This window comes from Methylobacterium brachythecii (genome assembly GCF_014196345.1).
Taxonomy (GTDB): Bacteria; Pseudomonadota; Alphaproteobacteria; order Rhizobiales; family Beijerinckiaceae; genus Methylobacterium; species Methylobacterium brachythecii.
In genome coordinates, this window is record NZ_JACIDN010000004.1 from 365,714 (window position 1) to 387,247 (window position 21,534).

Consider the following 21,534-nt stretch of genomic DNA (forward strand, 5'->3'; position numbering starts at 1 on the left):
ATCACCGCGTCTGCTTCGCCACGGCGTGATCCTGCTGGCGGTCGACCTCATCGCGAATCCCGTGCCCGGCCAGCACGATCTCGCCGATGAACGCGGCGATGGCGCCCGCGGTGCAGACCAGGGCGATGCCGAAACAGGTGAAAAGCACGGACGTGGTGGTGGCTTCGCGCAAGACGCCGACGAACAGGGTCAGCACCGCGATCACCGTCATGATGCCGCCGGCGGAGGCGAGCAGCACGGCGGCGTCCAGCACGAAAGACCGCCGGCGCAGGAAGGTGAGCTGCGCACTGAGCCGGCGTGCCTCCTCCGGGCCGGCGCTGCGCAGGCCGATCGCGGCGAGGTCGACCTTGTCCGCGACGCGTCCGAGGCGGGTCGAGAAGACGTTGAGCAGGGTCGCCAGCGCCGTGAGCAGGAAGGCCGGCGCGAGGGCGACCTGGATGATGTGGGCGATGTCGTCGGGCGCGGGGGCGGACGTGGGCATGATCCGCAGATAGGCCATGGCGGGGCGCGCTCAAACAGGGCCTATGGTGCCGCCTGACGTTGCGACACGCGCGACCGGGCCGAACATGTTTCAGGTGATGTTCCAGGGCGATCTCTTCGCCGACTACTTCCAGGTCTACCTGCACGACGCGGATCATCCGGAACTCCCCGACGATTACACCGCGGAATCCATCGCGCGGCGCCTCATGGCGGGGCCGTTCGGGCTGATCCTGCACACGGCGCGCAATATGACGGTGCCCGTCTGCGTCGAATGGCATGCGGAGCGGCCCGAACCGGAGCTCGAGGCGTTCCAGCACGTCGCCGAAGCCGGCGTCGCCTGCCCGACGGGACGCCTCGTGCTGGCCGGGCTGACCGACGACGTGGCCACGGCGCCCCGCCTCGCCGTGAGGCCGGGTCCGATCGCGGTGCGGGCGAGCTTCGCCGGGCTCGACACCCTCGACGATTCGGGGCTCGAAGGCGACGACCGCTACCTCGTCCAGCTCTGGCCGGCGCAGATGCCGGAGGGCGTCGCCGTGCTCAAGCTCTGGCCGGGCGCCTGAGCAGGCGTCCTGTCCCGCCGGCGAGGCATCCCGCGAGATAGGCCGCGAGCATCGGCAGCGCGGTCTCGACCCAGAGGCCCGCCTGCCCCGGCACGACCTGCGCGACGGCGAGGCCGCCGAGTACGGCCAGAAGCCCCAGGAGCGAGGCGGAGGCGATCAGGCTCGGCCGCCCACGCGGCAGGCCCGTGAGGGCGCCGATGCAGGCTCCGAGCAGGAGCGCTCCGGCGAGGCCGGGCCACAGGGCGGAGACGAGGATCGTCATGAGCGCAGGGCCAAGCCGATGCCCTGGCGATCGCTGAGCGGCGCAATGCCCTGGGCCGCCAGCGCCCGATCGGGCGAGACGCCCGCCTTCAGAAGGTAGTCGACGACCGCCGCGGCCCGCGCGGCGGCGAGGTCCGGCGCTGGCTCCGGATCCTTGGCGGCCTGTGCCGGCTCGGACGAGGAAGCGGGCTTCGCCTTGTCGCCCGGCTTGGCCGCGCCCTTCGGCTGCGCTTTATCCATCGCTTTGACTTTATCCGCTTTCACCTTGTCGGATTTGTTCTTTTCGGCTGCGGCTTCCGGCAGGACGGGGGGCTTGGGCGGAGGCGTACCCGCGGGATCGAGATGGCCGAGCACCTCGACATGCTCCGTCCGGCAGGCCTTGGCGATCTCGGCGACGGCGTCGAGCACGGGATAGAAATCCGGCTTGAGCTCGCTGCTGCCGGGGGCGAAGCGCAGGGTATGGCCGGTTACGCGTTCCGAGAACAACCGGGCGCAGGTTGCAGCATCGTAGGCGGGCTCGGCGTCGCGCGACGACACCGTGGCCGTACCCTGCCAGCCGGGCGGAAGCGCCCTCCGCAAGTCGTCGCTCGCACGGCGCGCGCTCTGCGGATAGAGGCTCTCGCCGCTCAGCCGGATCGACGCGTCGGCGAAGTCCAGCTCGCCGCTCGCCAGGGTCGAGAGCGGTCCGAGGGAGCCGGTGAGGGCGGTGCCGAACTGGGCCGGGGCGCCCGACGAGATCCGTGAGCGGTCGATGATGGTCTCGCGCAGGAAGCGCAGGCGCAGGGCGGCGTTCAGGCGCTCGCGGGCCGCGCGGTCGGGCAAGTAGCCGGAAAGGGTCACACGCCCGGGCTCGCGCCGGATGCGGAACGGGTAGGGCGACACCGGCCGGATCTGGAGGTCGACCGATCCGGCGGCGATTCCGACCGGAAGCCCGTCGCGCATCGCCGTCTCGGCCTCGCTGGCCGCCTCTTCGTCGCGTGCGACGCCGGACATCGAGAGGCGGCCCCGCTCGAATCGGACCGAGCCTTCGCGGATCAGGCCCGTGAGCCGAATCGCGGTCTTGGGCAACTCGGCCGGGTCGATCGCCGGATCGAGGCCGCGGGCGGGCAGCAGGGTGTCGACGACCGTGGCGCGTGTCCCGGTACCGGGCTTGTCGTCGGCCCCGAGCGATGCGGCCATTCCGACCGCCTCTGCCCGCGCCGCCTCCGAGGCGACGTTGCCTCCGAGCGCGATGGTGCCGTCCGGCCTGCGTTCGACGGAGAAGCGGAAGTCGTCCACCCGCGGCGGTACGATCCCGGAGGTGTCGAGCGCGAATCCCTGCGGCGGCCCCGCGGAGAGAGCGGCCTCGTAGGCTGCCGGATCGGTGGCCTCGCCTTGTATCGACAGCGTCGTGCCGTTGATCGCCGCCACGGCGCCTGGCGCGAATCCGCGGAGGGCGCCGACGAGATAGGAAGCCGCCTCGGCATAACCCTCCGGGCCACCGCGTGCCGCCCTCGCCCGGTCGCGCAGGGTCGCATTGGGCGGCAGGGCGGGTGTGAGGCGAGAGGCGAGCGCAGCCGCACCGATCTCGACCGGGCGGTGCCCGCCGGTCTCGATCTGGTCCGGCGCGGTGCGCGTCGCCGTCCAGATGAAGGGTGAGACCGTCTCGATCAGGCCGGTGCAGTCGTCGAGCCGCCTCAGCGCGCGGATCGCCCGGAGCCGCGTCAGCGCCGACTGACGCAAGGCGGCATCCGTGGTTTCGCCGAGCGCCAGCAGGTCGCGACCCTGGACCTCGACGCGCAGCCAGGGCTCCGGCTCGTCTCTGCCCGTCTCGCGTACGATCGCGGTACTCTCGGCACGTAGCGTATCGTCGATCACGGGCACCGCCACGATCGTCGCACCGGCCCAAAGCAGGACTAGGACCGGCAGCCCGGCGAGCCAGCCTAGGCGGTGTCGCACGAGGGATGGGGCGGTTGCGGACGTCACGAGCCTCGAGAACCCTCGATTGCGGCGAGGCCAGCAAAGCGGGCTGATGACGCGACCCGTGCCCCCTTTTCACGTCAAGATGAAGGCTGAGCGGTATCCAGGCACAAAAAAACCCCGGCCGAAGCCGGGGTTGGAGGTTCGTTGGTAGTAGGTCTGCGAGACTTAGAAGTCGCGCTGGACGCGGACGCGAGCCTGGAAGGTGTCCTGGCCGGAGACCAGACGACCCGTGTCGCTGTTGAGCACGCGCTGACCGTTGAGGGTGTCGACGCGGATGTACTGGCCCTCGGCGCCGATATCGAGGTCCTTCACCGGCGACCAGATCAGGCTTGCGCCCGTGACGACCTGGGAGGTGTTGACCAGGGTCGAGCTTGCATTCAGCGCTGCCGGGTTGGCGGTCGGCAGACCACTGATAGCGGTGCCACCGGCGAGACCGCGGAGACCAGCAACTGCGCCGCCAGGCTGATGCATCTCACCGTACGAGCCGTACACGGCCGAGCGCCACTGCGGCGTCCAGTAGTGCAGGTACGAGGCGACGACGGTCCAGCTGGTCGACAGCTCGAGCTTGCCGGTGACCGGGTTGATCACGGCGTCGTTCATGTAGACGTTCCACGGGCCACCGCTGACGATGCCGGTCGCCTGGGTGTAGCGGCCGATATACGAGGTGTAGCCGGTGTAGTTGGCAGCGCCTTCGCCGTAGGCACCCTGCAGGTACAGAGAATCGCCGGGAGCGATGAAGGGCAGGTTGAACTTGGCGCCGCCCTGGATGGCCCAGCCGTAGTCGGTCTGCGCGCCTGAGGAGATGCCGCGAGCCGCGAGAGCGCCAGCGGCGCCGACAGCGGTGATGGCAGCCTGGCCAGGATTCGTGGTGATGGTGCCGAGGAAGCCGCCGGTGTTCACGTCCTTGACGGCACCCGAGATCTGGAGCGAGCCCCAGGGCTGGTCGTAGCGCAGGGCGCCGACGAAGTCGGGCATGCGCGAGCGCTGCACGACGTCGACGTAGCCGACGTTCGCAACCGCACCGGTCGGACCGAAGTTCAGGATGACCGGGCTCGGAGCGTTGGTGCCGATGCCGAGGAAGGTCTGGCCGATCGTGTTGGCGTTGGCATTGATGCTGCCCGGCAGCGCGCCGCCGTTCGAGTAGATCGGGTTCTTGCGGAAGTTCGGGTCTTCCATCGACACCGTCGCCGAGAAGCCTTCACCGAAGGTCTTGGTGTAGGCGAACAGGTTGGTCGAGGCCTGGTCCGAACCGAGCGACGAGCCGATGATCTCGAAGTCGTGGGCGTAGAAGTCGAAGAACGACGAGGCGCGACCAGCAGTCAGGCCGGCGAACTGGATGAAGGCCTTCTCGGCCTGCACGTAGTCCTGCACACGGTTGTAGGCATCCTGGCCGGTGCCGAAGAAGGCGTTGCCGATACGGGCCTGGGTGCCGGAGGCCATCTTGCCTTCGCCGGTGGCGCTGGCGGCTTCGAGGCGGGCGAAGGCACGCAGGGTGCCGAAGTCGGTCTGGGTGCGGGCATCGACGTTGATGCGCAGCAGGCCGCGGAACTGGGAGGTGTCACCGCTGGAGCGACGGTTCGGGCTGGTGTTGATGCCAGCCTCGCCGCGCGCACGTCCCGAGACGCGCAGGCAGGTGTCGGTGCCAGGAATGTAGAAGAAGCCAGCGCCGTAGGCGCCGCAAACACGAACGTACTCGATCGGCGCGGCCTTCTTGACCGGGAGATCGGCTGCCTGTGCACCTGCGACCGCGGTCAACCCCGCCGCCGATCCCAGGAGAAGGCTCTTGATGAGCTTCATTGTGGAAACCTCCGAAAGTTTCGAGACCCTTGGGATCGGACTTTGTTGTTGGCCGCCGCATCCCCCGGAGGAGCACCGCGAGCCTCGTCCTTTTTCCCTTAGTGGTTCGGCCCTCCCCGCAGAGGCATCGGCCAGACCAACGACGAGGTTTTTGTCTCTGTCGCAGTGTCACCATGCGGGAGCGTGGCCGTACGAGCAACAGACTTCGGCCTCGTAGAGCCGTTGCAAACTGGCTTCCCGAAAAGCTGTTGCCCGTCCGCAACGCTTTGTTCGCGCTGGAAAACAACTTCTGCTGCGCAGGAGCGCTCTTCTGCAATTCTGTTCTTGGCGACGCGCTTGCCGTTGCCGATGACATGAGCCGCCGCAAGGTCAGTCGCCGGCCGCCGCGAGTCGAACCCTAGTTTCGACTTCGACGTAGGACGGTTCAGGAGGTCTGGGCTTCCCGCAGCATCTCGAGCGTCAGCCAGCGGTCCTCGGCGGCGGCGTGCTCGGCCTGGGCCGCCGCCAGCATCGAGCTGGCCTTCTCGAATCGAGCGGGGTCGCGCGCGTAGAGACTTGGGTCGTCGAGCACGCCCTGCAGGCGTCCCATGGCCGTTTCGAGTTCGCTGATCCGGGCGGGCAGGGTCTTCAGCTCGTGCTGCTCCTTGAAGCCGAGCTTCTTCCGCGCCGGTTCGGCGGCCCTCGGCTTGTCCGAGCCCGCATCGTCGCGCTGAGGGCGCTCGCGCGCCGGCACGGTGAGGGCCTCGACCCCCCTGCCCCTCTGGGTGAGCATGTCGGAATAGCCACCGGCATATTCGGTCCAGCGGCCCTCGCCTTCCGACACCAGAACGCTGCCGACGACCCGGTCGAGGAAGTCGCGGTCGTGGCTCACCAGAATCAGCGTGCCGGAATACTCGTCGAGCATCTCCTGCAGGAGGTCGAGGGTCTCCAGGTCGAGGTCGTTGGTGGGCTCGTCGAGCACCAGCAGATTCGAGGGCTGCGCCAGGGCGCGGGCGATGAGCAACCGGTTGCGCTCGCCGCCCGACAACACCGAGACCGGAGTGCGCGCCTGTTCGGGCGTGAATAGGAAGTCCTTGAGGTAGCCGATGACGTGGCGGCTGTGGCCGCCCACCATGATGCTGTCGCCGCGTCCCCCCGTGAGCACGTCGGTCACGGTCATGGTCGGCTCGAGGGTGGCCCGGGCCTGGTCGAGCAGCATCATCGAGAGGTTGGTGCCGAGTCGCGCGACTCCTGAGTCGGGCGCGAGCTTGCCGGTCAGCAGGTTCACCAACGTGGTCTTGCCGGCGCCGTTCGCCCCAACGATGCCGAGCCGGTCGCCGCGCGTCACCCGGATCGAGAGATCCTGCACGATGGTACGCTCGCCATAGGCCTTCGAGATGCCCTTGGCTTCGACCACGAGCGTGCCGGAGGCTTCTGCCTCGACGGAGGTCATGGTGGCGGTGCCGACCGGGCGGCGATCGTCGCGGCGTTCCTTGCGCAGTGCGTGCAAGTTGCCGAGACGGCGCACGTTACGCTTGCGCCGTGCGGTGACGCCGTAGCGCAGCCAGTGCTCCTCGTCGGCGATCTTGCGTTCGAGCTTGTGCCGGTCGCGCTCCTCCTCCTCGAAGAAGTTGTCCCGCCAGGCCTCGAATGCGGAAAAACCCTGGTCGATCCGACGGGTCACGCCGCGGTCGAGCCAGACCGTGGAGCGCGACAGGCCGGACAGGAAGCGGCGGTCGTGGCTGATCAGCACGAGCGCGGCGCGAGTGCGGCCGAGTTCGCCTTCGAGCCACTCGATCACGGGCAGGTCGAGATGGTTGGTGGGCTCGTCCAGCAGCAGGATGTCGGGCTGCGGCGCGAGCGTCTGGGCCAGAGCCGCACGCCGCGACTCACCGCCCGAGAGACTTTTGGGGTTTTCCTCCCCGGTGAGCCCGAGGCTCTCGACGAGGTAGCGCGCGCGATAAGGGTCGTCGCCGGGGGCGAGCCCGGCCTCGACATAGGCGAGCACGGTCTCGTGGCCCGACAAGTCCGGCTCCTGGGCCAGATAGCGAATCGTCGTGCCCGGCTGCAGGAAGCGCACGCCGCGGTCGGGTTCGACCAGGCCGGCGGCGATCTTCATCAGCGTCGACTTGCCCGAGCCGTTGCGACCGACGAGGCAAGCGCGCTCGCCAGGCGCGATCGCGAGTTCGGCCGATTCGATCAGCGGGGTGCCACCAAAAGTCAGCGCGACGTCTTTGAGGGTAAGAAGCGGAGGAGCGGCCATGGCCGGGCCTTAACCCGGCCCGGGGCCATGGCGCCAGAGCGGTTCAAGCGGTGGGGTTGGCCGGGCCGGTCGGGGTCGGCTGCGAGGGCGGCGGCAGCGGCACCTCGACGGGAGCCTCACCGGGCGACTCGGCCGGCGTGTTGCCGGGTATCTCCGGCGCCGGGCTCGGCGTGGGCACCTGCGGCGGATCGTAGGGCGTGTCCGGCGGTGCGTTGGGCGTCGGTGTCTCCGGGATCGGCTGTTCCGGGATCGGGCCGGGATTCGACATACGCACTCCGATGACGCTGGCGGAGAGACGCCGTCGGCGCCTCCGGGTCCGACGCAAACGGGTGCCGGGTTAGGCTTGTTCCGGGATTCGTCGAGCGGCCTTAGATACGGGGTCTCGAAGGCGTTGCGCTGCATCACCGCCGGCGCGCGGTCGCCTTTGCCGGCTCGCGCCGGTCCTACTTCTTGGTGAGGAGCTTGGTGCCCTCGTCGCCGACGATGCGCTGGAGCTTTTCCGCAAAGAACGAGAGCAGCAGCGGCAGCCGGACTTCGAGCCGAACCATGTCGGGGTGGACGTCGATCTGGCCATCGACCTTCTGGCCCATGGCGCCGACGCCGAAATCCAGCCGGTCGCCCGTCCAGGCCAATGTCTCGACCTTGAGGCCGCTCTTCTCGAGGAAGGCTTTGCCCTTCTCGGTGCCATCCTGCAGGCGGCGCTTGGCCTCAGCGAGTCCGAGCTCGTGCGGGATCTCCATCACCAAAGGCTTCGCCATCGCTCGACGCAACTCCCTGTCAGCGCGCCGGCCGCCGGGCCGAAGCGCTCCTTCAAAATGGGAACCGGCCGGCGTCTCGACAACGCCAGCCGGTCAGGTCCTCGTGAGCGACGATGGTGTCAGGGCGACGCGATCAGCGCATCACCGACATCGAGACATAGCTGGTGCCCGTCATACCGATGGCGCGGGCGGCCCCGGCAGCCAAGTCGATCTGACGGCCGCCGACGAAGGGGCCGCGGTCGTTGATGCGCACGACGACCGAGCGGCCGGTGGCATTGTTGGTCACGCGCACGCGGGTGCCGAAGGGCAGGCTGCGGTGGGCGGCGGTCAGTGCGCCCGAGTTGAAGCGCTCGCCGCTGGCCGTGCGGTGGCCCTGGAAGCCGGGGCCGTACCAGGAGGCATTGCCGCCCGAGGCGTGGCGGAAATGGCGCGCCCGGCGGGACGCATGGGAGGCGTGGCGGCCGCGGTGGGCCGAACGGATGCGGTGGCCGTGATGCGCGTGACGGGCGAAATGGACGTGATGTCCGCCGGCGTGGAAGCCCGCATGCCCGCTCCGTGCTTCGGCAGGTGCAGTCAGCGTCAGCGCGCCGAGCACCAGGCCGAAGACGACCATAGCGGTCCGAGTGACAACGTTCATGTGCGATCGCTTTCCCTTGTTGTTGCGAGCGCCGTGGAAAATGAAGCGGAAGGCGGCCAAATTACGACGTCGTTTGTGCGCCGCGACAAAGCGACCTGAACGGCTATTAACATGAATATCGCTGACCAAAAGCGGTTGAAGTATTCGGAAAGACGAAAATGTTTAGCCTCTGCGAGAGGGTGCCATCGCTCGACTTGATCGGCAAGCATTCATAAATTGCGATCGTGGAGCAGACGATATCTGGCGATTATTGTTTCACATGCACGGGTGAGGCGGTACGGTTGCGACAGTTGCGGGGCTCGCGCGCCGGCTTCTGGCGTGAAACAGCGCAACCTGTGCGCCATCCACCCGGCAAAAATTGCAGCCCCAATTCGAGACGCAACGTCAAATTTTAGGGGAACCCCGCCTTTACCCTAGCTGGGCCATTGTCCGGTGGTCAGTCGCGTAACCGGTGTTTGCCATGGCTTCCCCGCGTACCGCGGTTGCTGGCGCCACCGCCCGGGTTCAGGTCTCGCGTTCCGGGCGGGCAGCGTCAGCGCCGCGGATGGGTCTCGCACCCTCCGTCCAGCGTCTTCCCACCATAGTCCCTCTCGACGAGATCCTGGTCGGCGATTGCATCGCCTCCATGAACTCGCTGCCGCCGTCGAGCGTCGACTGCGTTTTCGCGGATCCGCCCTACAATCTCCAGCTCGGAGATGCAGGCCTGCTGCGTCCCGACCAGAGCCGCGTCGATGCCGTCGACGACGACTGGGACAAGTTCGCCACCTTCGAGGCCTACGACGCCTTCACCCGCGAATGGCTCACTGCCGCGCGCCGTGTGATGAAGCCGAACGCAACCCTCTGGGTGATCGGTTCGTACCACAACATCTTCCGGGTCGGCAGTGCGCTTCAGGATCTGGGTTTCTGGATCCTTAACGACATCGTCTGGCGCAAGGCCAACCCGATGCCGAACTTCCGCGGAAAGCGCTTCACCAATGCGCACGAGACCCTGATCTGGGCCTCCCGCTCTGCGGAATCGAAAGGCTACACCTTCCATTACGACGCGCTGAAGGGAGGTAACGAAGACCTCCAGATGCGCTCGGACTGGTTCATCCCGCTCTGCACGGGCGAGGAGCGCCTCAAGGGCGCCGACGGCCAGAAGGTGCATCCGACGCAGAAGCCCGAGGCCCTGCTCGCCCGCACCCTGCTCTCGGCTACCAATCCCGGCGACGTGATCCTCGATCCGTTCTTCGGGACCGGCACCACCGGCGCCGTCGCCAAGCGCCTAGGCCGCCGCTTCATCGGCTGCGAGCGCGACGAGACCTACGCCGAGGCCGCCCGCGCCCGCATTGACGCGGTCGAACCGCTCTCCACGGCGGCGCTGACCATCGCTACGCCGAAGCGTTCGGAGCCGCGCATCCCGTTCCTCAGTGTGCTCGAGGCAGGGCATCTGCGCGCCGGCGAGACGCTGATGGACGACCGCCGCCGCTTCAAGGCGACGGTGCGACCCGACGGCAATCTCAGCGTCGGACCGGTCCAGGGCTCGATCCATAAGGTCGGTGCGTTGGTGCAGGGGCTTCCCGCCTGCAACGGCTGGACCTTCTGGCATGCCGAGCGCGCGGGCAAGCTCGTCGTGATCGACGATTTCCGCAGCGCCTATCGCAGCGCGAACACGGCTGCGGAGTAGCGCTATACGAACCCTCTCCCCTCTGCGGGAGAGGGCTGTTGCTGTTTGGCGATCAGCCTAACTCTTCCGCGTCGCCTTCGGTGGTTTCTTCACGATCCGCGCCAGATCCGAGGGACGTGTCCGCGGCGGTTTCGGAATCGGCGCGCGCCGTGGCGGCGGCTCCGGCTCGGACGGTGTCGCGAGATCGACGGGCGTTTCCGCCTTCGGCTCGGACACAGATGATGCAGCCTTCACCTCGAGGGCATGCGCCAGCACCTTCTTCATCACCCCTGGCAGCGGCTCCGCATCGAGCCCGGCCCGCGCCGTGAAGCGCATCCCGGCCGGCGCTCCCGCTCCTGACGCGACCCGCGCAGAAAACACCGTCAGCTCCAGAGGAAAATGCGTGAAGACGTGCTTCACGATGCCCGGCAGCCGCTTCCAGCGCGCATCGAGCGGCGCGTCGAGCAGGCCTTTGGCCGGGTCGTAGTCGTGCGTCCAGGCGGAGGTCGGCGGTTCGGCCATGGAGCCGAGTAGGCCTTCGGGCGGCCGGGTCCGCAGCAGGATGGCCTCGTCGCCGGCCCGCACCACCACGAAGGCCGCCCCCTTCCTGAGGACACCCTTCTCCTTCTTGATCTTGCGCGGAAACGTCTCCTGCAGCCCCTCGGCACGGGCCACGCACGGTGCCATCCAGGGGCAGAGCGCGCAGGCGGGGCGCTTAGGCGTGCAGATCGTCGCTCCGAGATCCATCACGGCTTGCGCGAAATCGCCGGGCCGGTCGCGCGGCACGAGAGCGAGGGTCAGAGCGCGAATCTCGGGCCGGGCGGCGGGCAGCGTCGTCTCGATTGCGAAAAGGCGGGTCATCACCCGCTCGACATTGCCGTCCACGGCCGCCGCCGGCCGGTCGAAGGCGATCGCGGCGATGGCACCCGCGGTATAGGCGCCGATGCCGGGGAGCTTGCGCAGCCCCTCCTCCGTATTCGGAAAGGCGCCGAGGGCGGCGACCGCCCTGGCGCAGGCATGAAGGTTTCTCGCACGCGAGTAGTAGCCGAGCCCCGCCCAGGCCGACATCACCCGCTCCTCCGCCGCTGCGGCCAGCGCCGCCACGTCGGGAAACAGTTCGAGAAATTTCGAAAAATACGGTTTGACCGCCGCGATCGTGGTCTGCTGCAGCATCACCTCGGACAGCCAGACCCGATACGGGTCCGGCCGCTCGCCCGGCAGTGCCCTCCACGGCAGCACGCGGCGATGGCGGTCGTACCAGACGAGGAGGTCGGAGGCGTTCGGGCGGCCAGGCGCGCGGGATTTCTGTGCGGGCGCTGGCATGGGAGAGGTCTTATCGGCAGCGCGGGTCACGGCAAAGGCGGCATCGTCTCAACGCGAAAAAGATCGCGCGCCGTGTCGGGAAAGCGCCTCCTCGACCGTCTTACCTCGGTGCGATCGATCGCAGCCAGGAGACTTTCATGCCCTACGTCGACGGTTTCGTAATCCCTGTGCCGAAGGACAAGATCGAGGCTTACAAGGAGTTGGCGCACAAGGCGCGGGACGTCTGGATGGAGTACGGTGCGCTGTCCTTCGTCGAATGCCTCGGCGACGACGTGCCCTATGGCGACCTCACCTCGTTCCCCCGCGCCGTGCAGCTGAAGGAGGACGAGATCGTCGGCTTCTCCTGGATCGTCTACGAATCGCGGGAGAGCCGCGACGCTGTGAACGCCAAGGTCATGGCCGATCCGCGCATGCAGCCCGGTCCCGGCATGCCCTTCGACGGCAAGCGTATGATCTTCGGTGGATTCGTGCCGTTTCTGGAGGTCTGACGGCCCCGGAATGAGGTCGAGAAAAATGGCGTAGCTTCCGCGAGGCCCAATCGAGCGACGCGCGGCCTGCCTTGCGGTATGATCGAGCGGCGGCGCGATCGGCGCCGCTCTTCAATGAATGATCATGGCCCGCGCCAAACCGCTTGCCGAGCTGATCGAGGCCTGTATTGGGCCGGCCTTCGCCGCGCAGGGCTTCGCCTCGACCGACATTCTCGCGGCGTGGCCCGAGATCGTCGGCGAGCGGCTTGGACGCGCCTGTCAGCCGGTGAAGCTCGAATGGCCGCGGCGCAAGCGCACTGATGCTGACGGACCGACGGAATCCGGCACCCTGGTGGTACGCGTCGAGGGCGCCTTCGCGCTCGAACTCCAGCATCTCGCGCCGGTGGTGATCCAGCGGATCAACGCGCATTACGGCTGGGCCTGCGTCGGCCGCATCGTGATGAAGCAGGGCCGGGTGCATTCCGGGCATCGTCGGCTCTCGCCAGCCGTGATCGATCCGGCACGGCGGGGGGAGGTCGCGCTCGCGGTCTCGCGCATCGAGGAGGACGGCCTGCGCGATGCGCTCGACCGCCTCGGCATCGCGGTGGTCGCCTCGGTTGCCGGCCGGCGCTGATGCCGCACGCCTCCGCGAGCGTCTTGCCTTCGACCGTCCGCAGTTCTACCGGACGCCCATCGAGAGTGTTCTCTCAGCGGAGCTTGCCATCGCCATGATCACCCGGCGCGACGTTGTGAAACTCACTGGTCTCGCGGTCGGCGCGGCCGCGCTGCTGCCCCGCCTGTCGGTTTCCGCCATGGCCCAATCGGCCGATGCCGCCGCCCTGATGGAGGCCGGTCCCCTCGGCGACGTCTGGCTCGGACCGGCGGATGCCAAGGTGACGATCATCGAATACGCCTCGATGACCTGCCCGCACTGCGCGCATTTCCACAAGACCACCTTACCGGTGCTCAAGGAGCGGTACATCGACACCGGCAAGGTGCGCTTCACCCTGCGCGAATTCCCGCTCGACCCCCGCGCCACCGCCGGCTTCATGCTCGCCCGTTGCGACGGCAACGAGAAATACTACCCGATCACCGACCTGCTCTTCGATCAGCAGGAGGCCTGGGCCTTCGTGCGGCCGCCGGAGAATCCGCTCGACGCCCTCGAGAAGCTGCTGCGCCAGGCCGGCTTCAACAAGGAGAAGCTCGATAGCTGCCTCGGCAACAAACAGACCTTCGCCGGCATCAATGCCGTCAAGACCCGGGCGCTCGACGTGCTCAAGGTCGAGTCCACGCCGACCTTCTTCATTAACGGCCAGAAATTCGCCGGGGCCATGACCATCGAGGACATGGAAAAGGTCATCAAGCCGATCCTCGGGGCCTGATCGGAAGGCACGTCGCCGACGGCCTAAAATTCCGAAAATCTGCTGATTTTGGAATGACTTGAGTGAAAGCGTGGCCGCCTTGACTCACAAGGGGGGCAAAACTATGGTGCGCCCCGTTCGAAGGGCGGCCGAACGGTTCCCCTCGCTTCCGCCGGTGTGAGTAGCCTCGTGAGCGGCAACGAAACAGGGCGCGGGGGCGAAGGGTCCAAGTCGGTCCCCGGCGACGATCTCTCCGAGAGGCTGAAGCGTCTCGAGACGCAGCTCGAACGGAAGCGGCCATCGGTCGGTCCCGACGCTTCGGCGCGGTCCGGTCGCAGCGACGGCTCCTCCATCGGGCAAGCAATGCGGCTCTCGACGGAATTCGTCGCGGGCGTGATCGCCGGCGGGATCCTGGGATGGCTCTTCGATCGGTTCCTCGGCACTGCGCCGTGGGGGCTGGTCGTGTTCCTCGTGCTGGGCTTCGTCACGGGGATCTACAACGTGATGCGCCTGAGCGGGTTCACCGGGCAGGCGGGCGGAAAAGACCCGCAATAGGGCATTTTGCGCCGAAACGACGCCGGGGGTCTTGAGACTCGGGGCGCATCGTGTATGGCCACGCGCACAGAACGGCGTGGTCGCCGGCATGAAGGACAAGGGGCGGAACAAGGCATGGCGGGCAGCATCGACCCGGCGCACCAGGTAGCGTTGCGACCGGACCCGATCCATCAGTTCGAGTTGCATTCCCTCGTGCCGTTCGGGCACATCGGCAATCAGCAGATCGCGTTCACGCAGTCGGCGCTCTACATGTTCGCCGCCGTCGCGGTCATCGCGCTGATCACCATCGTCGCGACTTCGTCCCGCTCGATCGTCCCCGGCCGCCTGCAGTCGCTGGCCGAGATCTTCTACGAGTTCATCGCCGACACCGTTCACCAGGCCACCGGTGACGAGGGCAAGCGGTTCATGCCGTTCGTGTTCTCGCTCTTCATGTTCGTGCTGATCCTGAACCTGTTCGGGATGATCCCCTACGCCTTCGCGGTGACCAGCCACCTCATCGTGACCTTCGGCCTCGCCTTCCTGGTGATCTGCGTGGTCGTGGGCTTCGGCGTGATGAAGCACGGCACTCACTTCTTCGGCCTGTTCGTGCCGTCGGGCGTGCCCAAGCCGCTTCTCGCGCTTCTCGTGCCGATCGAGATCATCTCGTTCATCTCGCGTCCGATCAGCCTCTCGGTGCGTCTCTTCGCGAACGTGCTCGCCGGCCACATCGCGATGAAGATCTTCGCCTTCTTCGTCGTCGGCCTGCTCTCGGCCGGTGCGTGGAGCGTGCTCTCGCCGCTGCCGCTCTTCCTGACGATCGCGCTGACCGCGCTCGAATTCCTGGTCGCCGCTCTGCAGGCCTACGTCTTCGCGACGCTGACCGCGATCTACCTCAACGACGCCCTTCACCCCGGCCACTGAGGCCGGCTTCTCCCGCCCTCACGAACAATCAGATCAAGGACTCAGGAGCTTCTTATGGATCCCGTCGCTGCGAAGTACATCGGTGCTGGTCTCGCCTGCCTTGGTATGGCCGGCGCTGGCATCGGCCTCGGCAACCTGTTCGGTCAGTTCCTTGCCGGCGCCCTTCGCAACCCCTCCGCTGCCGATGGCCAGCGCGCTACCCTGCTCCTCGGCTTCGCGCTGACGGAAGCGCTCGGCATCTTCTCGCTGCTGATCGCCCTGCTCCTGCTCTTCGCCGTCTGATTTCTTTCGGGGCACTGCCGTTTCGGGTTTCGGCCCGGAGCGGCAGGTCTCCTGACAGACGCGTAGGCGCTCCGCTGGTCGGAGCCGGAACACTCCGTCACCGGACGAGGCCATGGCCGAGCACAAAGCCCTTACGACACCGCCTGCCAACTCGGACGTCAAAGCCGTCCCGGCTCACGGCGCTCACACCGAGCAGCCCTCGCATGGCGGCGCCTTTCCGCCCTTCGAGACCCATACCTTTCTCTCGCAGCTGATCTGGCTCGCGATCTCCTTCGGCCTGCTCTACTACCTCATGGCCAAGGTCGCCCTGCCCCGGATCGAAGCGATCCTGGAGACGCGCTCCGGCCGTCTCGCCTCGGATCTCGACGAGGCCCAGCGCATGAAAACCGAGGCCGACGCCGCCGGCGAGGCTTACGAGAAGTCTCTGCGCGACGCCCAGAACAACGCTCAGAGCATCGCCGGCGAAGCCCGCGCGCGGCTTGCCGCCGAATCCGACACGCGCCGCAAGGACAAGGAAGCGGAGCTCAACGCCAAGATCGCCGCCTCCGAGACGACGATCCGCGAGAGCACCGCCCGCGCCATGGGCAACGTCCGCGACATCGCCGGCGAGACCGCCGCGAGCATCGTCGAGCGTCTCACCGGCCACGCGCCGGACAAGGCCAGCCTCGACCGCGCCCTCGACGCCGTCCACTGATAGATCGCACGTAAGGACTTGTGACCGGCATGGTGATGACCGCGGAATTCTGGGTCGCCGTCGCTTTCGTGATCTTCGCCGCGATCGTGTGGAAGGTCGGCGGCTTCGGCATGATGACGAAGGGGCTCGACGGCCGCGCCAAGCGCATCCGTCACGAGCTCGACGAGGCCAAGCGCCTGCGCGAGGAGGCTGCCGCCGTCCTCGCCGACTTCAAGCGCCGCCGCGCCGAGGCCGAGAAGGACGCCGAGCGCATCGTCGCCGAGGCGCATGAAGAGGCCAAGCGCATCGACGCCGAGGGCCATGCCCGCCTCGAGGACTACATCGCCCGCCGGACCAAGTCGGCCGAGCAGAAGATCGCCCAGGCCGAGACCCAGGCCGCCGCGCAGGTCCGCGCCGCTGCCGCCGACGCCGCGGTGAAGGTCTCCGAGACGCTCCTGCGCGAGCGTCTCCAGGGCCAGTCGGCCCAGGACCTCGTTAAATCGAGCCTCGGCGACGTGAAGACCCGTCTTCAGGCCTGAGCGAAACGGGCACCGCGATCGAACGAGCCGCCTCCGGGCGGCTTTTTCATTTGGGAGGAATGCCCGAATGAGCACGTTCCTGATCTACGGTGCCACCGGCTACACGGGGCGTCTCTGTGCGGAGCATGCTGTCGCGCGCGGCCTCCGCCCCGTTCTCGCCGGCCGCAGCGCCGAGGCCGTGCGGAGGTTCGCCGAGGGCCTCGGGCTCGAATGGCGCGCCTTCGGCCTCGACGATCCAAAGGCAGTTCGCGACGGGCTCGCCGGCATGACCGCCGTTCTGCACGCGGCAGGTCCGTTCTCGGCGACCGCGCTGCCGATGGTCGAGGCCTGCCTCGCGACGGCCGCGCATTACGTCGACATCACCGGCGAGATCGACGTGTTCGAGGCGCTCGCCGCCCGCAGCGGCAACGCGGAGGCCGCCGGGGTCATGCTGCTGCCGGGCGCTGGCTTCGACGTGGTCCCGAGCGATTGCCTCGCCGCCCACACGGCGGCGCGCTTGCCCGGCGCCACGCATCTGCACCTCTCGATCGGCGGCTTCCAGGGCATCAGCCGCGGCACCGCCAAGACCATGCTTGAGGGCGTGGCCTACGGCACGCGCGTCCGCCGGGGTGGCCGCATCGTCGGGATCGCCGACACGCCGCGTGCCAGCGCCGATTTCGGCTCCGGTCCACGCCCGACGATCGGCCTCGGCTGGGGCGACGTTGCGACCGCATGGCACGCGACCGGCATTCCGAACATCGACGTCTTCTTCGAGGCCTCTCCGGCACTCGCGCGCGCGGCGGCGATGCCGCGGATTCTGAAGCGCCTGCTGGCGGCCGATCTCAGCCAGCGGTGGGTCAAGCGCGGCATCGAGCGCCGGCTACCGCCCGGCCCGACGCCCGAGGCACGGCTCCGCTCGGAGTGCCTCTTCCTGGCTGAGGCCTGGGACGCGCAAGGGCGCCGGGTCGCGACCCGGATGCGCACGCCCGAAGGCTACACCCTGACGGCGTCGACCGCCGTGGAGATCGCCCGTCGCTCTGCCGCCGGTCAGGCGAGGCCGGGATATCAAACGCCGGCAACGGCTTACGGCACCGACTTCATCCTGTCTTTCGAAGGGGTCGAGCGACGGGATCTTTGAGAATCTTTCGCCCGTCATTCCGGGGTCGCGCAGCGGAATCCGGAATCCACCCGTGAGCGCGGCGCCGGAGGACCGTCGAGGCCACTCGTGGATTCCGGGTTCTCGCCTACGGCGAGCCCCGGAATGACGGCCGGTGTCATGGCCGGGTGGACGAATGATGTCCCCACCCGCTATGCCCCCGGCACTTTCCTGCAGGGAGCGGCCAGCCGGTCGACCGAGGCATGCACGACGAGGATGTTCGGCCACGCAAGCCTGCAAGCCACGAGATCGGGCAGAAGCTCGACGAACTGTCCGTCGGCGATCTTGTCGAGCGCATCGCCCTGCTCCGTACGGAGATCGAACGCCTGGAGGCGGCAAAGCTCGCCAAAGAGGCGGCCCGTAATGCGGCGGGCTCGATCTTCAAGAGCTGATTCGCACCCGCCGTTTGTCCCTGCCGTGCTATCGGCGGCGCGACCGTCATCGCGGCCCCTCCCCCGACATGTAGGCCGCCATGCAGCCGATCATCACCATCTCCGGTCTCTCGAAGACCTATGCATCCGGCCTGGCCGCGTTGAAGGACGTGAACCTGGAGATCCGCCGCGGCGAGATCTTCGCGCTGCTCGGCCCCAACGGTGCCGGCAAGTCGACGCTGATCAACATCGTCTGCGGCATCGTCACGCCGAGCACCGGCACGATCACCGTCGACGGGCACGATATCGCGACTGACTACCGTGCCGCCCGCAGCCTGATTGGGCTGGTGCCGCAGGAACTGACCACCGACGCCTTCGAGAAAGTGTTCAACACGGTGAGCTTCAGCCGCGGCCTGTTCGGCCTCGGCAAGAACCCGGCCCATATCGAGCAGGTGCTGAAGGACCTTTCGCTCTGGGAGAAGCGTGACAGCCGGATCATGCAACTCTCGGGCGGCATGAAGCGCCGGGTTCTGATCGCCAAGGCGTTGAGCCACGAGCCCAAGATCCTGTTCCTCGACGAGCCGACGGCCGGCGTGGACGTCGAACTGCGCCAGGACATGTGGCGGATGGTGCGGCGCCTGCGCGACTCGGGCGTCACCGTGATCCTCACCACCCACTACATCGAGGAGGCGGAGGAGATGGCCGACCGGGTCGGCGTCATCCGCAAGGGCGAGCTGGTTCTGGTCGAGGAGAAGGCCGAGCTGATGCGTAAGCTCGGCAAGAAGCAGCTCACGCTTCACCTCCCCGAGCCGCTCGCCGCGATCCCCGAAGACCTCGCCGACCATCATCTCGAGCTCGCCAAGAACGGCTGCGAGCTGATCTACACCTACGACACGCGCGGCGGCCGCACCGGCATCACGGGTCTGCTCACCGACCTCGCGGCCGCAGGCATTCGCTTCCAGGACATCGATACGAGCCAGAGTTCCCTCGAAGACATCTTCGTGGATCTGGTGAGGGACGCCGCATGAACCTCCCCGCGATTCAGGCGATCTACAAGTTCGAGATGAACCGGTTCTGGCGCACGGCTCTGCAGAGCATCGTCGCGCCCGTGGTCTCGACCTCGCTCTACTTCGTCGTTTTCGGCGCCGCGGTCGGCAAGCAGTCCCAGATGATCGACGGCGTGCCCTACGGTGCCTTCATCGTGCCGGGGCTGATGATGCTCTCACTCCTCACGCAGAGCATCGCCAACGCCTCGTTCGGGATCTACTTCCCGCGCTTCTCCGGGACGATCTACGAGCTGCTATCGGCGCCGGTCTCGCCCTTCGACATCGTGCTCGGCTATGTCGGCGCGGCGGCGACGAAATCGATCCTGATCGCGCTGATCATCCTGGGCACTGCGGCCTTCCTCGTGCCGCTGCGCATCGATCACCCGATCGCGATGCTGTTTTTCCTGATCCTGACGGCGGTGACGTTCAGCCTGTTCGGCTTCGTGATCGGGCTCTGGGCCGACGGCTTCGAGAAGCTGCAGCTCGTGCCGCTTCTCATCGTGACCCCCCTCACCTTCCTCGGTGGCAGCTTCTACTCGATCGACGTGCTGCCGACCTTCTGGTGGGTGCTGAGCCACGCCAATCCGGTCGTCTATCTGATCAGCGCCTTCCGCTGGGCCTTCTTCAGCAAGGGCGACGTCGGCGTCGCCATCAGCATGGGAATGTCGGCGTTGTTCCTGGCACTCTGCCTGGCGGCGGTGACCTGGATGTTCAAGACGGGGTACCGGCTGAAGAGCTAGTCCCCTCGGGCAGAGAAGGCGCGCGAGGGCGGTCCGGCGAGATCGAGCCGGCCGTAGGATGGGGCCAGCAGGCCGAGCACCCGCTCACGCAATCCCCGCGGAGCCGACAGCACCCGCACGCGCGTCGGGACCGGCGCGACCCGTTTCACCAGCCTGAGCATCGCGTCGAAGGCCCGCCGCAGATTGTTGGGATTCGGCTCGACGCTCGCCGCCTTCAGAGCCGCCGCCGCGTCCTGCCAGAGCTGGGCATGCGGGCCGTGCCGGGCATCGTCGATGCCGTGGCGGTTGAGCGCGGCCAGTCCGTCCGGCACCGTGGTGATGACGCGGGTGCCGAATTCCGGCCGAGTGGGATCGAGCCAGACGACCACGGGCGCGGGCAAGGTTTGTGATGCTTCCGTGACGAGTTCGGGCACGAGAGCATCTCCTTTTGCAGACTTGCCTTCGAACACGTCCAGTTTGCTATCCATGCTGCTGTGCATATCAAGGCTCACGAGATCAAATGCCCCCAACCGTGAACAGAAAAACGCTGAAAGGGGTTTCTGTCAGATCTGAGAAAGATCTTTGATCGAGCCTTGATTCATTTCCAATAACCGATTTTTAACTGTCGGCTCTCGTTGCGGCGCCCTAGGCCGTCATCGCGAGAATCGGGGGCTGCGCGCGGGCGGCTCTCGGAGGGATCGGCGGCCATCACGTCGGCTCCCGCTTCGCGCCCTCCCGATCGAGGAGATCACGCTTGCGCGCGACACCCCAGCGATAGCCCGAGAGCGAGCCGTCGGAGCGCACCACCCGGTGGCAGGGAATCGCCAGGGCAAGGGGGTTCGCCCTGCAGGCCCGTGCGACGGCGCGCACCGCCGCGGGCTCGCCGATGGCCTGGGCGACTTCCTTGTAGGTCGCCGTCGTTCCGGCCGGGATGCGCTTGAGGGCTTCCCAAACACGCTGCTGGAAGGCCGTGCCGTGGATGTCGAGCGGTAACTCGACCCTGCGTCCCGGCGTCTCCGCCAGCTCGATTACCCGAGCCACCAGCGCCTCGAAACCCGCATCGCCGCCGGTCAGCTCGGCATGCGGGAAACGATCCTGCAGGTCGCGCAGCAGCACGTCCGGATCGTCGTCCATCATGATGGCGCAGACGCCCTTCTCCGTGGCGGCGACCAGAATCTGCCCGAGCGAGCACGGCCCGACGGCGAAGCGGATCTGCGCCCCCGTGCCGCCCTGCCGATAGGCTGTGGGACTCATGCCGAGCCGCTCGCCGGCATCGGCGTAGAAGCGGCTCGCGGCGTTGTAGCCCGCATCGTAGACCGCCTCGGTGACCGTGCGGGCCTCGCGCAGGCCCGATGCCACGCGTTCCGCACGATGGGCGCCGGCATAGGCCTTGGGGGTCACTCCGGTGATCCGCTTGAAGGTGCGGTGGAAGTGGAAGGGGCTCATCGCGGCGGCCTCGGCGAGCGCATCGAGGGCGGGCGGCGTCTCGGCCTCCTCGATCAGCCGGCAAGCGCGGGCGACGGCCTGAGCCTGGAGGTCTTCGCGGGACGCCTCGTTCGGCCGGCAGCGCTTGCACGCCCGGAAGCCCACTGCCTCGGCCTCCTCGCAGGTGTCGTAAAACCGAACGTTCTCGCGCTTGGCGCGCTTGGCCGGACAACTCGGCCGGCAATAGATTCCCGTGGTCTTCACCGCGGTGACGAAGCTGCCATCGGCCGCCCTGTCAGCGGCGCTGAAGGCGGCCCAGCGGGCCTCGTCGCTCGTGTCCATGGGCGGGGTGCTGCGCGTCGGGGCGCGCTCGTGTGCCTGGGCCTGCATCGCTCG

At 67.7% G+C, this 21,534-nt stretch carries 24 protein-coding genes and 1 pseudogene; 14 read left to right on the plus strand and 11 right to left on the minus strand.

The genetic code is table 11. The features are described from left to right. Position 1 precedes the first annotated feature (1 nt). The gene (locus GGR33_RS12970) at positions 2 to 481 is read right to left on the minus strand and encodes a DUF2721 domain-containing protein (RefSeq protein WP_183505748.1); all 480 of its coding nucleotides are present in this window, start codon (positions 479 to 481) and stop codon (positions 2 to 4) included. Between the two features lie 43 nt (positions 482 to 524). Between GGR33_RS12970 and GGR33_RS12975 the strand changes: the two genes are divergently transcribed. After that, on the plus strand, positions 525 to 1,040 hold the full coding sequence (locus GGR33_RS12975) for a hypothetical protein (protein WP_183505750.1): 516 nt from the start codon (positions 525 to 527) through the stop codon (positions 1,038 to 1,040). Here GGR33_RS12975 and GGR33_RS12980 read toward each other — a convergent pair. The 7 genes and pseudogenes from GGR33_RS12980 to GGR33_RS26545 form a co-directional block, all read right to left on the minus strand. After that, on the minus strand, positions 1,018 to 1,302 hold the full coding sequence (locus GGR33_RS12980; RefSeq protein ID WP_183505752.1) for a hypothetical protein: 285 nt from the start codon (positions 1,300 to 1,302) through the stop codon (positions 1,018 to 1,020). The genes GGR33_RS12975 and GGR33_RS12980 overlap by 23 nt on opposite strands. Then, the gene (locus GGR33_RS12985) at positions 1,299 to 3,239 is read right to left on the minus strand and encodes an OmpA family protein (protein WP_210301988.1); all 1,941 of its coding nucleotides are present in this window, start codon (positions 3,237 to 3,239) and stop codon (positions 1,299 to 1,301) included. Before GGR33_RS12985 ends, GGR33_RS12980 begins: the two co-directional genes overlap by 4 nt. A 189-nt stretch (positions 3,240 to 3,428) precedes the next feature. Continuing rightward, positions 3,429 to 5,060, minus strand: coding sequence for a porin (locus GGR33_RS12990; protein ID WP_183505756.1), 1,632 nt, complete (start codon positions 5,058 to 5,060; stop codon positions 3,429 to 3,431). Positions 5,061 to 5,484: 424 nt separating this feature from the next. Beyond that, entirely contained in the window at positions 5,485 to 7,302 is a 1,818-nt protein-coding gene (locus tag GGR33_RS12995; protein WP_183505758.1) for an ABC-F family ATP-binding cassette domain-containing protein, read from the minus strand. Between the two features lie 43 nt (positions 7,303 to 7,345). Continuing rightward, positions 7,346 to 7,570, minus strand: coding sequence for a hypothetical protein (locus GGR33_RS13000; protein WP_183505760.1), 225 nt, complete (start codon positions 7,568 to 7,570; stop codon positions 7,346 to 7,348). A gap of 175 nt (positions 7,571 to 7,745) precedes the next feature. Beyond that, complete coding sequence (locus tag GGR33_RS13005) at positions 7,746 to 8,060, minus strand: polyhydroxyalkanoic acid system family protein (protein WP_183505762.1); 315 nt, start codon at positions 8,058 to 8,060, stop codon at positions 7,746 to 7,748. 133 nt (positions 8,061 to 8,193) lie between these two features. After that, positions 8,194 to 8,475: pseudogene (locus GGR33_RS26545) on the minus strand (septal ring lytic transglycosylase RlpA family protein); the annotation flags it as partial. A 682-nt stretch (positions 8,476 to 9,157) separates the two neighbouring features. On the opposite strand from GGR33_RS26545, the gene GGR33_RS13015 reads away from it, so the two are divergent. Continuing rightward, the gene (locus tag GGR33_RS13015) at positions 9,158 to 10,363 is read left to right on the plus strand and encodes a site-specific DNA-methyltransferase (RefSeq protein WP_183505764.1); all 1,206 of its coding nucleotides are present in this window, start codon (positions 9,158 to 9,160) and stop codon (positions 10,361 to 10,363) included. Between the two features lie 57 nt (positions 10,364 to 10,420). Here GGR33_RS13015 and mutY read toward each other — a convergent pair whose 3' ends face one another. Continuing rightward, a complete protein-coding gene (gene mutY / locus GGR33_RS13020; protein WP_183505766.1) occupies positions 10,421 to 11,665 on the minus strand; it encodes an A/G-specific adenine glycosylase in 1,245 nt (414 codons plus the stop codon). Positions 11,666 to 11,802: 137 nt separating this feature from the next. Between mutY and GGR33_RS13025 the strand changes: the two genes are divergently transcribed. The 12 genes from GGR33_RS13025 (at position 11,803) to GGR33_RS13080 (ending at position 19,734) form a co-directional block, all read left to right on the plus strand. Beyond that, complete coding sequence (locus GGR33_RS13025) at positions 11,803 to 12,153, plus strand: DUF1428 domain-containing protein (RefSeq protein WP_183505768.1); 351 nt, start codon at positions 11,803 to 11,805, stop codon at positions 12,151 to 12,153. 124 nt (positions 12,154 to 12,277) lie between these two features. Beyond that, on the plus strand, positions 12,278 to 12,766 hold the full coding sequence (locus GGR33_RS13030; protein WP_183505770.1) for a DUF721 domain-containing protein: 489 nt from the start codon (positions 12,278 to 12,280) through the stop codon (positions 12,764 to 12,766). A gap of 94 nt (positions 12,767 to 12,860) precedes the next feature. After that, positions 12,861 to 13,514 (plus strand): DsbA family protein, encoded by a 654-nt coding sequence (locus GGR33_RS13035; RefSeq protein WP_183505772.1) that lies wholly within the window; start codon positions 12,861 to 12,863, stop codon positions 13,512 to 13,514. Positions 13,515 to 13,682: 168 nt separating this feature from the next. Beyond that, on the plus strand, positions 13,683 to 14,048 hold the full coding sequence (locus tag GGR33_RS13040) for an AtpZ/AtpI family protein (RefSeq protein ID WP_183505774.1): 366 nt from the start codon (positions 13,683 to 13,685) through the stop codon (positions 14,046 to 14,048). 114 nt (positions 14,049 to 14,162) lie between these two features. Further along, entirely contained in the window at positions 14,163 to 14,948 is a 786-nt protein-coding gene (locus tag GGR33_RS13045; RefSeq protein ID WP_183505776.1) for a F0F1 ATP synthase subunit A, read from the plus strand. Positions 14,949 to 15,002: 54 nt separating this feature from the next. After that, positions 15,003 to 15,230 (plus strand): F0F1 ATP synthase subunit C, encoded by a 228-nt coding sequence (locus tag GGR33_RS13050; RefSeq protein ID WP_007566773.1) that lies wholly within the window; start codon positions 15,003 to 15,005, stop codon positions 15,228 to 15,230. Between the two features lie 112 nt (positions 15,231 to 15,342). Next, positions 15,343 to 15,924, plus strand: coding sequence for a F0F1 ATP synthase subunit B (locus GGR33_RS13055; protein ID WP_183505778.1), 582 nt, complete (start codon positions 15,343 to 15,345; stop codon positions 15,922 to 15,924). Between the two features lie 32 nt (positions 15,925 to 15,956). Continuing rightward, positions 15,957 to 16,442, plus strand: coding sequence for a F0F1 ATP synthase subunit B family protein (locus GGR33_RS13060; RefSeq protein WP_183506059.1), 486 nt, complete (start codon positions 15,957 to 15,959; stop codon positions 16,440 to 16,442). A gap of 67 nt (positions 16,443 to 16,509) precedes the next feature. Continuing rightward, positions 16,510 to 17,559: a saccharopine dehydrogenase family protein gene (locus GGR33_RS13065; protein WP_183505780.1), complete on the plus strand. Its 1,050-nt coding sequence runs from the start codon at positions 16,510 to 16,512 to the stop codon at positions 17,557 to 17,559. Positions 17,560 to 17,780: 221 nt separating this feature from the next. Continuing rightward, positions 17,781 to 17,969: a DUF1192 domain-containing protein gene (locus tag GGR33_RS13070; protein ID WP_183505782.1), complete on the plus strand. Its 189-nt coding sequence runs from the start codon at positions 17,781 to 17,783 to the stop codon at positions 17,967 to 17,969. Between the two features lie 80 nt (positions 17,970 to 18,049). Beyond that, positions 18,050 to 18,976, plus strand: coding sequence for an ABC transporter ATP-binding protein (locus tag GGR33_RS13075; RefSeq protein WP_183505784.1), 927 nt, complete (start codon positions 18,050 to 18,052; stop codon positions 18,974 to 18,976). Further along, a complete protein-coding gene (locus GGR33_RS13080; protein ID WP_183505786.1) occupies positions 18,973 to 19,734 on the plus strand; it encodes an ABC transporter permease in 762 nt (253 codons plus the stop codon). The genes GGR33_RS13075 and GGR33_RS13080 overlap by 4 nt, the downstream gene beginning before the upstream one ends. On the opposite strand, the gene GGR33_RS13085 is transcribed toward GGR33_RS13080, so the two are convergent. Both GGR33_RS13085 and ada read right to left on the minus strand, forming a co-directional pair. Further along, the gene (locus tag GGR33_RS13085; RefSeq protein WP_183505789.1) at positions 19,731 to 20,147 is read right to left on the minus strand and encodes a hypothetical protein; all 417 of its coding nucleotides are present in this window, start codon (positions 20,145 to 20,147) and stop codon (positions 19,731 to 19,733) included. The two genes, GGR33_RS13080 and GGR33_RS13085, sit on opposite strands and share 4 nt — an antisense overlap. A gap of 274 nt (positions 20,148 to 20,421) precedes the next feature. After that, complete coding sequence (ada, locus tag GGR33_RS13090) at positions 20,422 to 21,528, minus strand: bifunctional DNA-binding transcriptional regulator/O6-methylguanine-DNA methyltransferase Ada (RefSeq protein WP_425488779.1); 1,107 nt, start codon at positions 21,526 to 21,528, stop codon at positions 20,422 to 20,424. Positions 21,529 to 21,534: the final 6 nt, after the last annotated feature.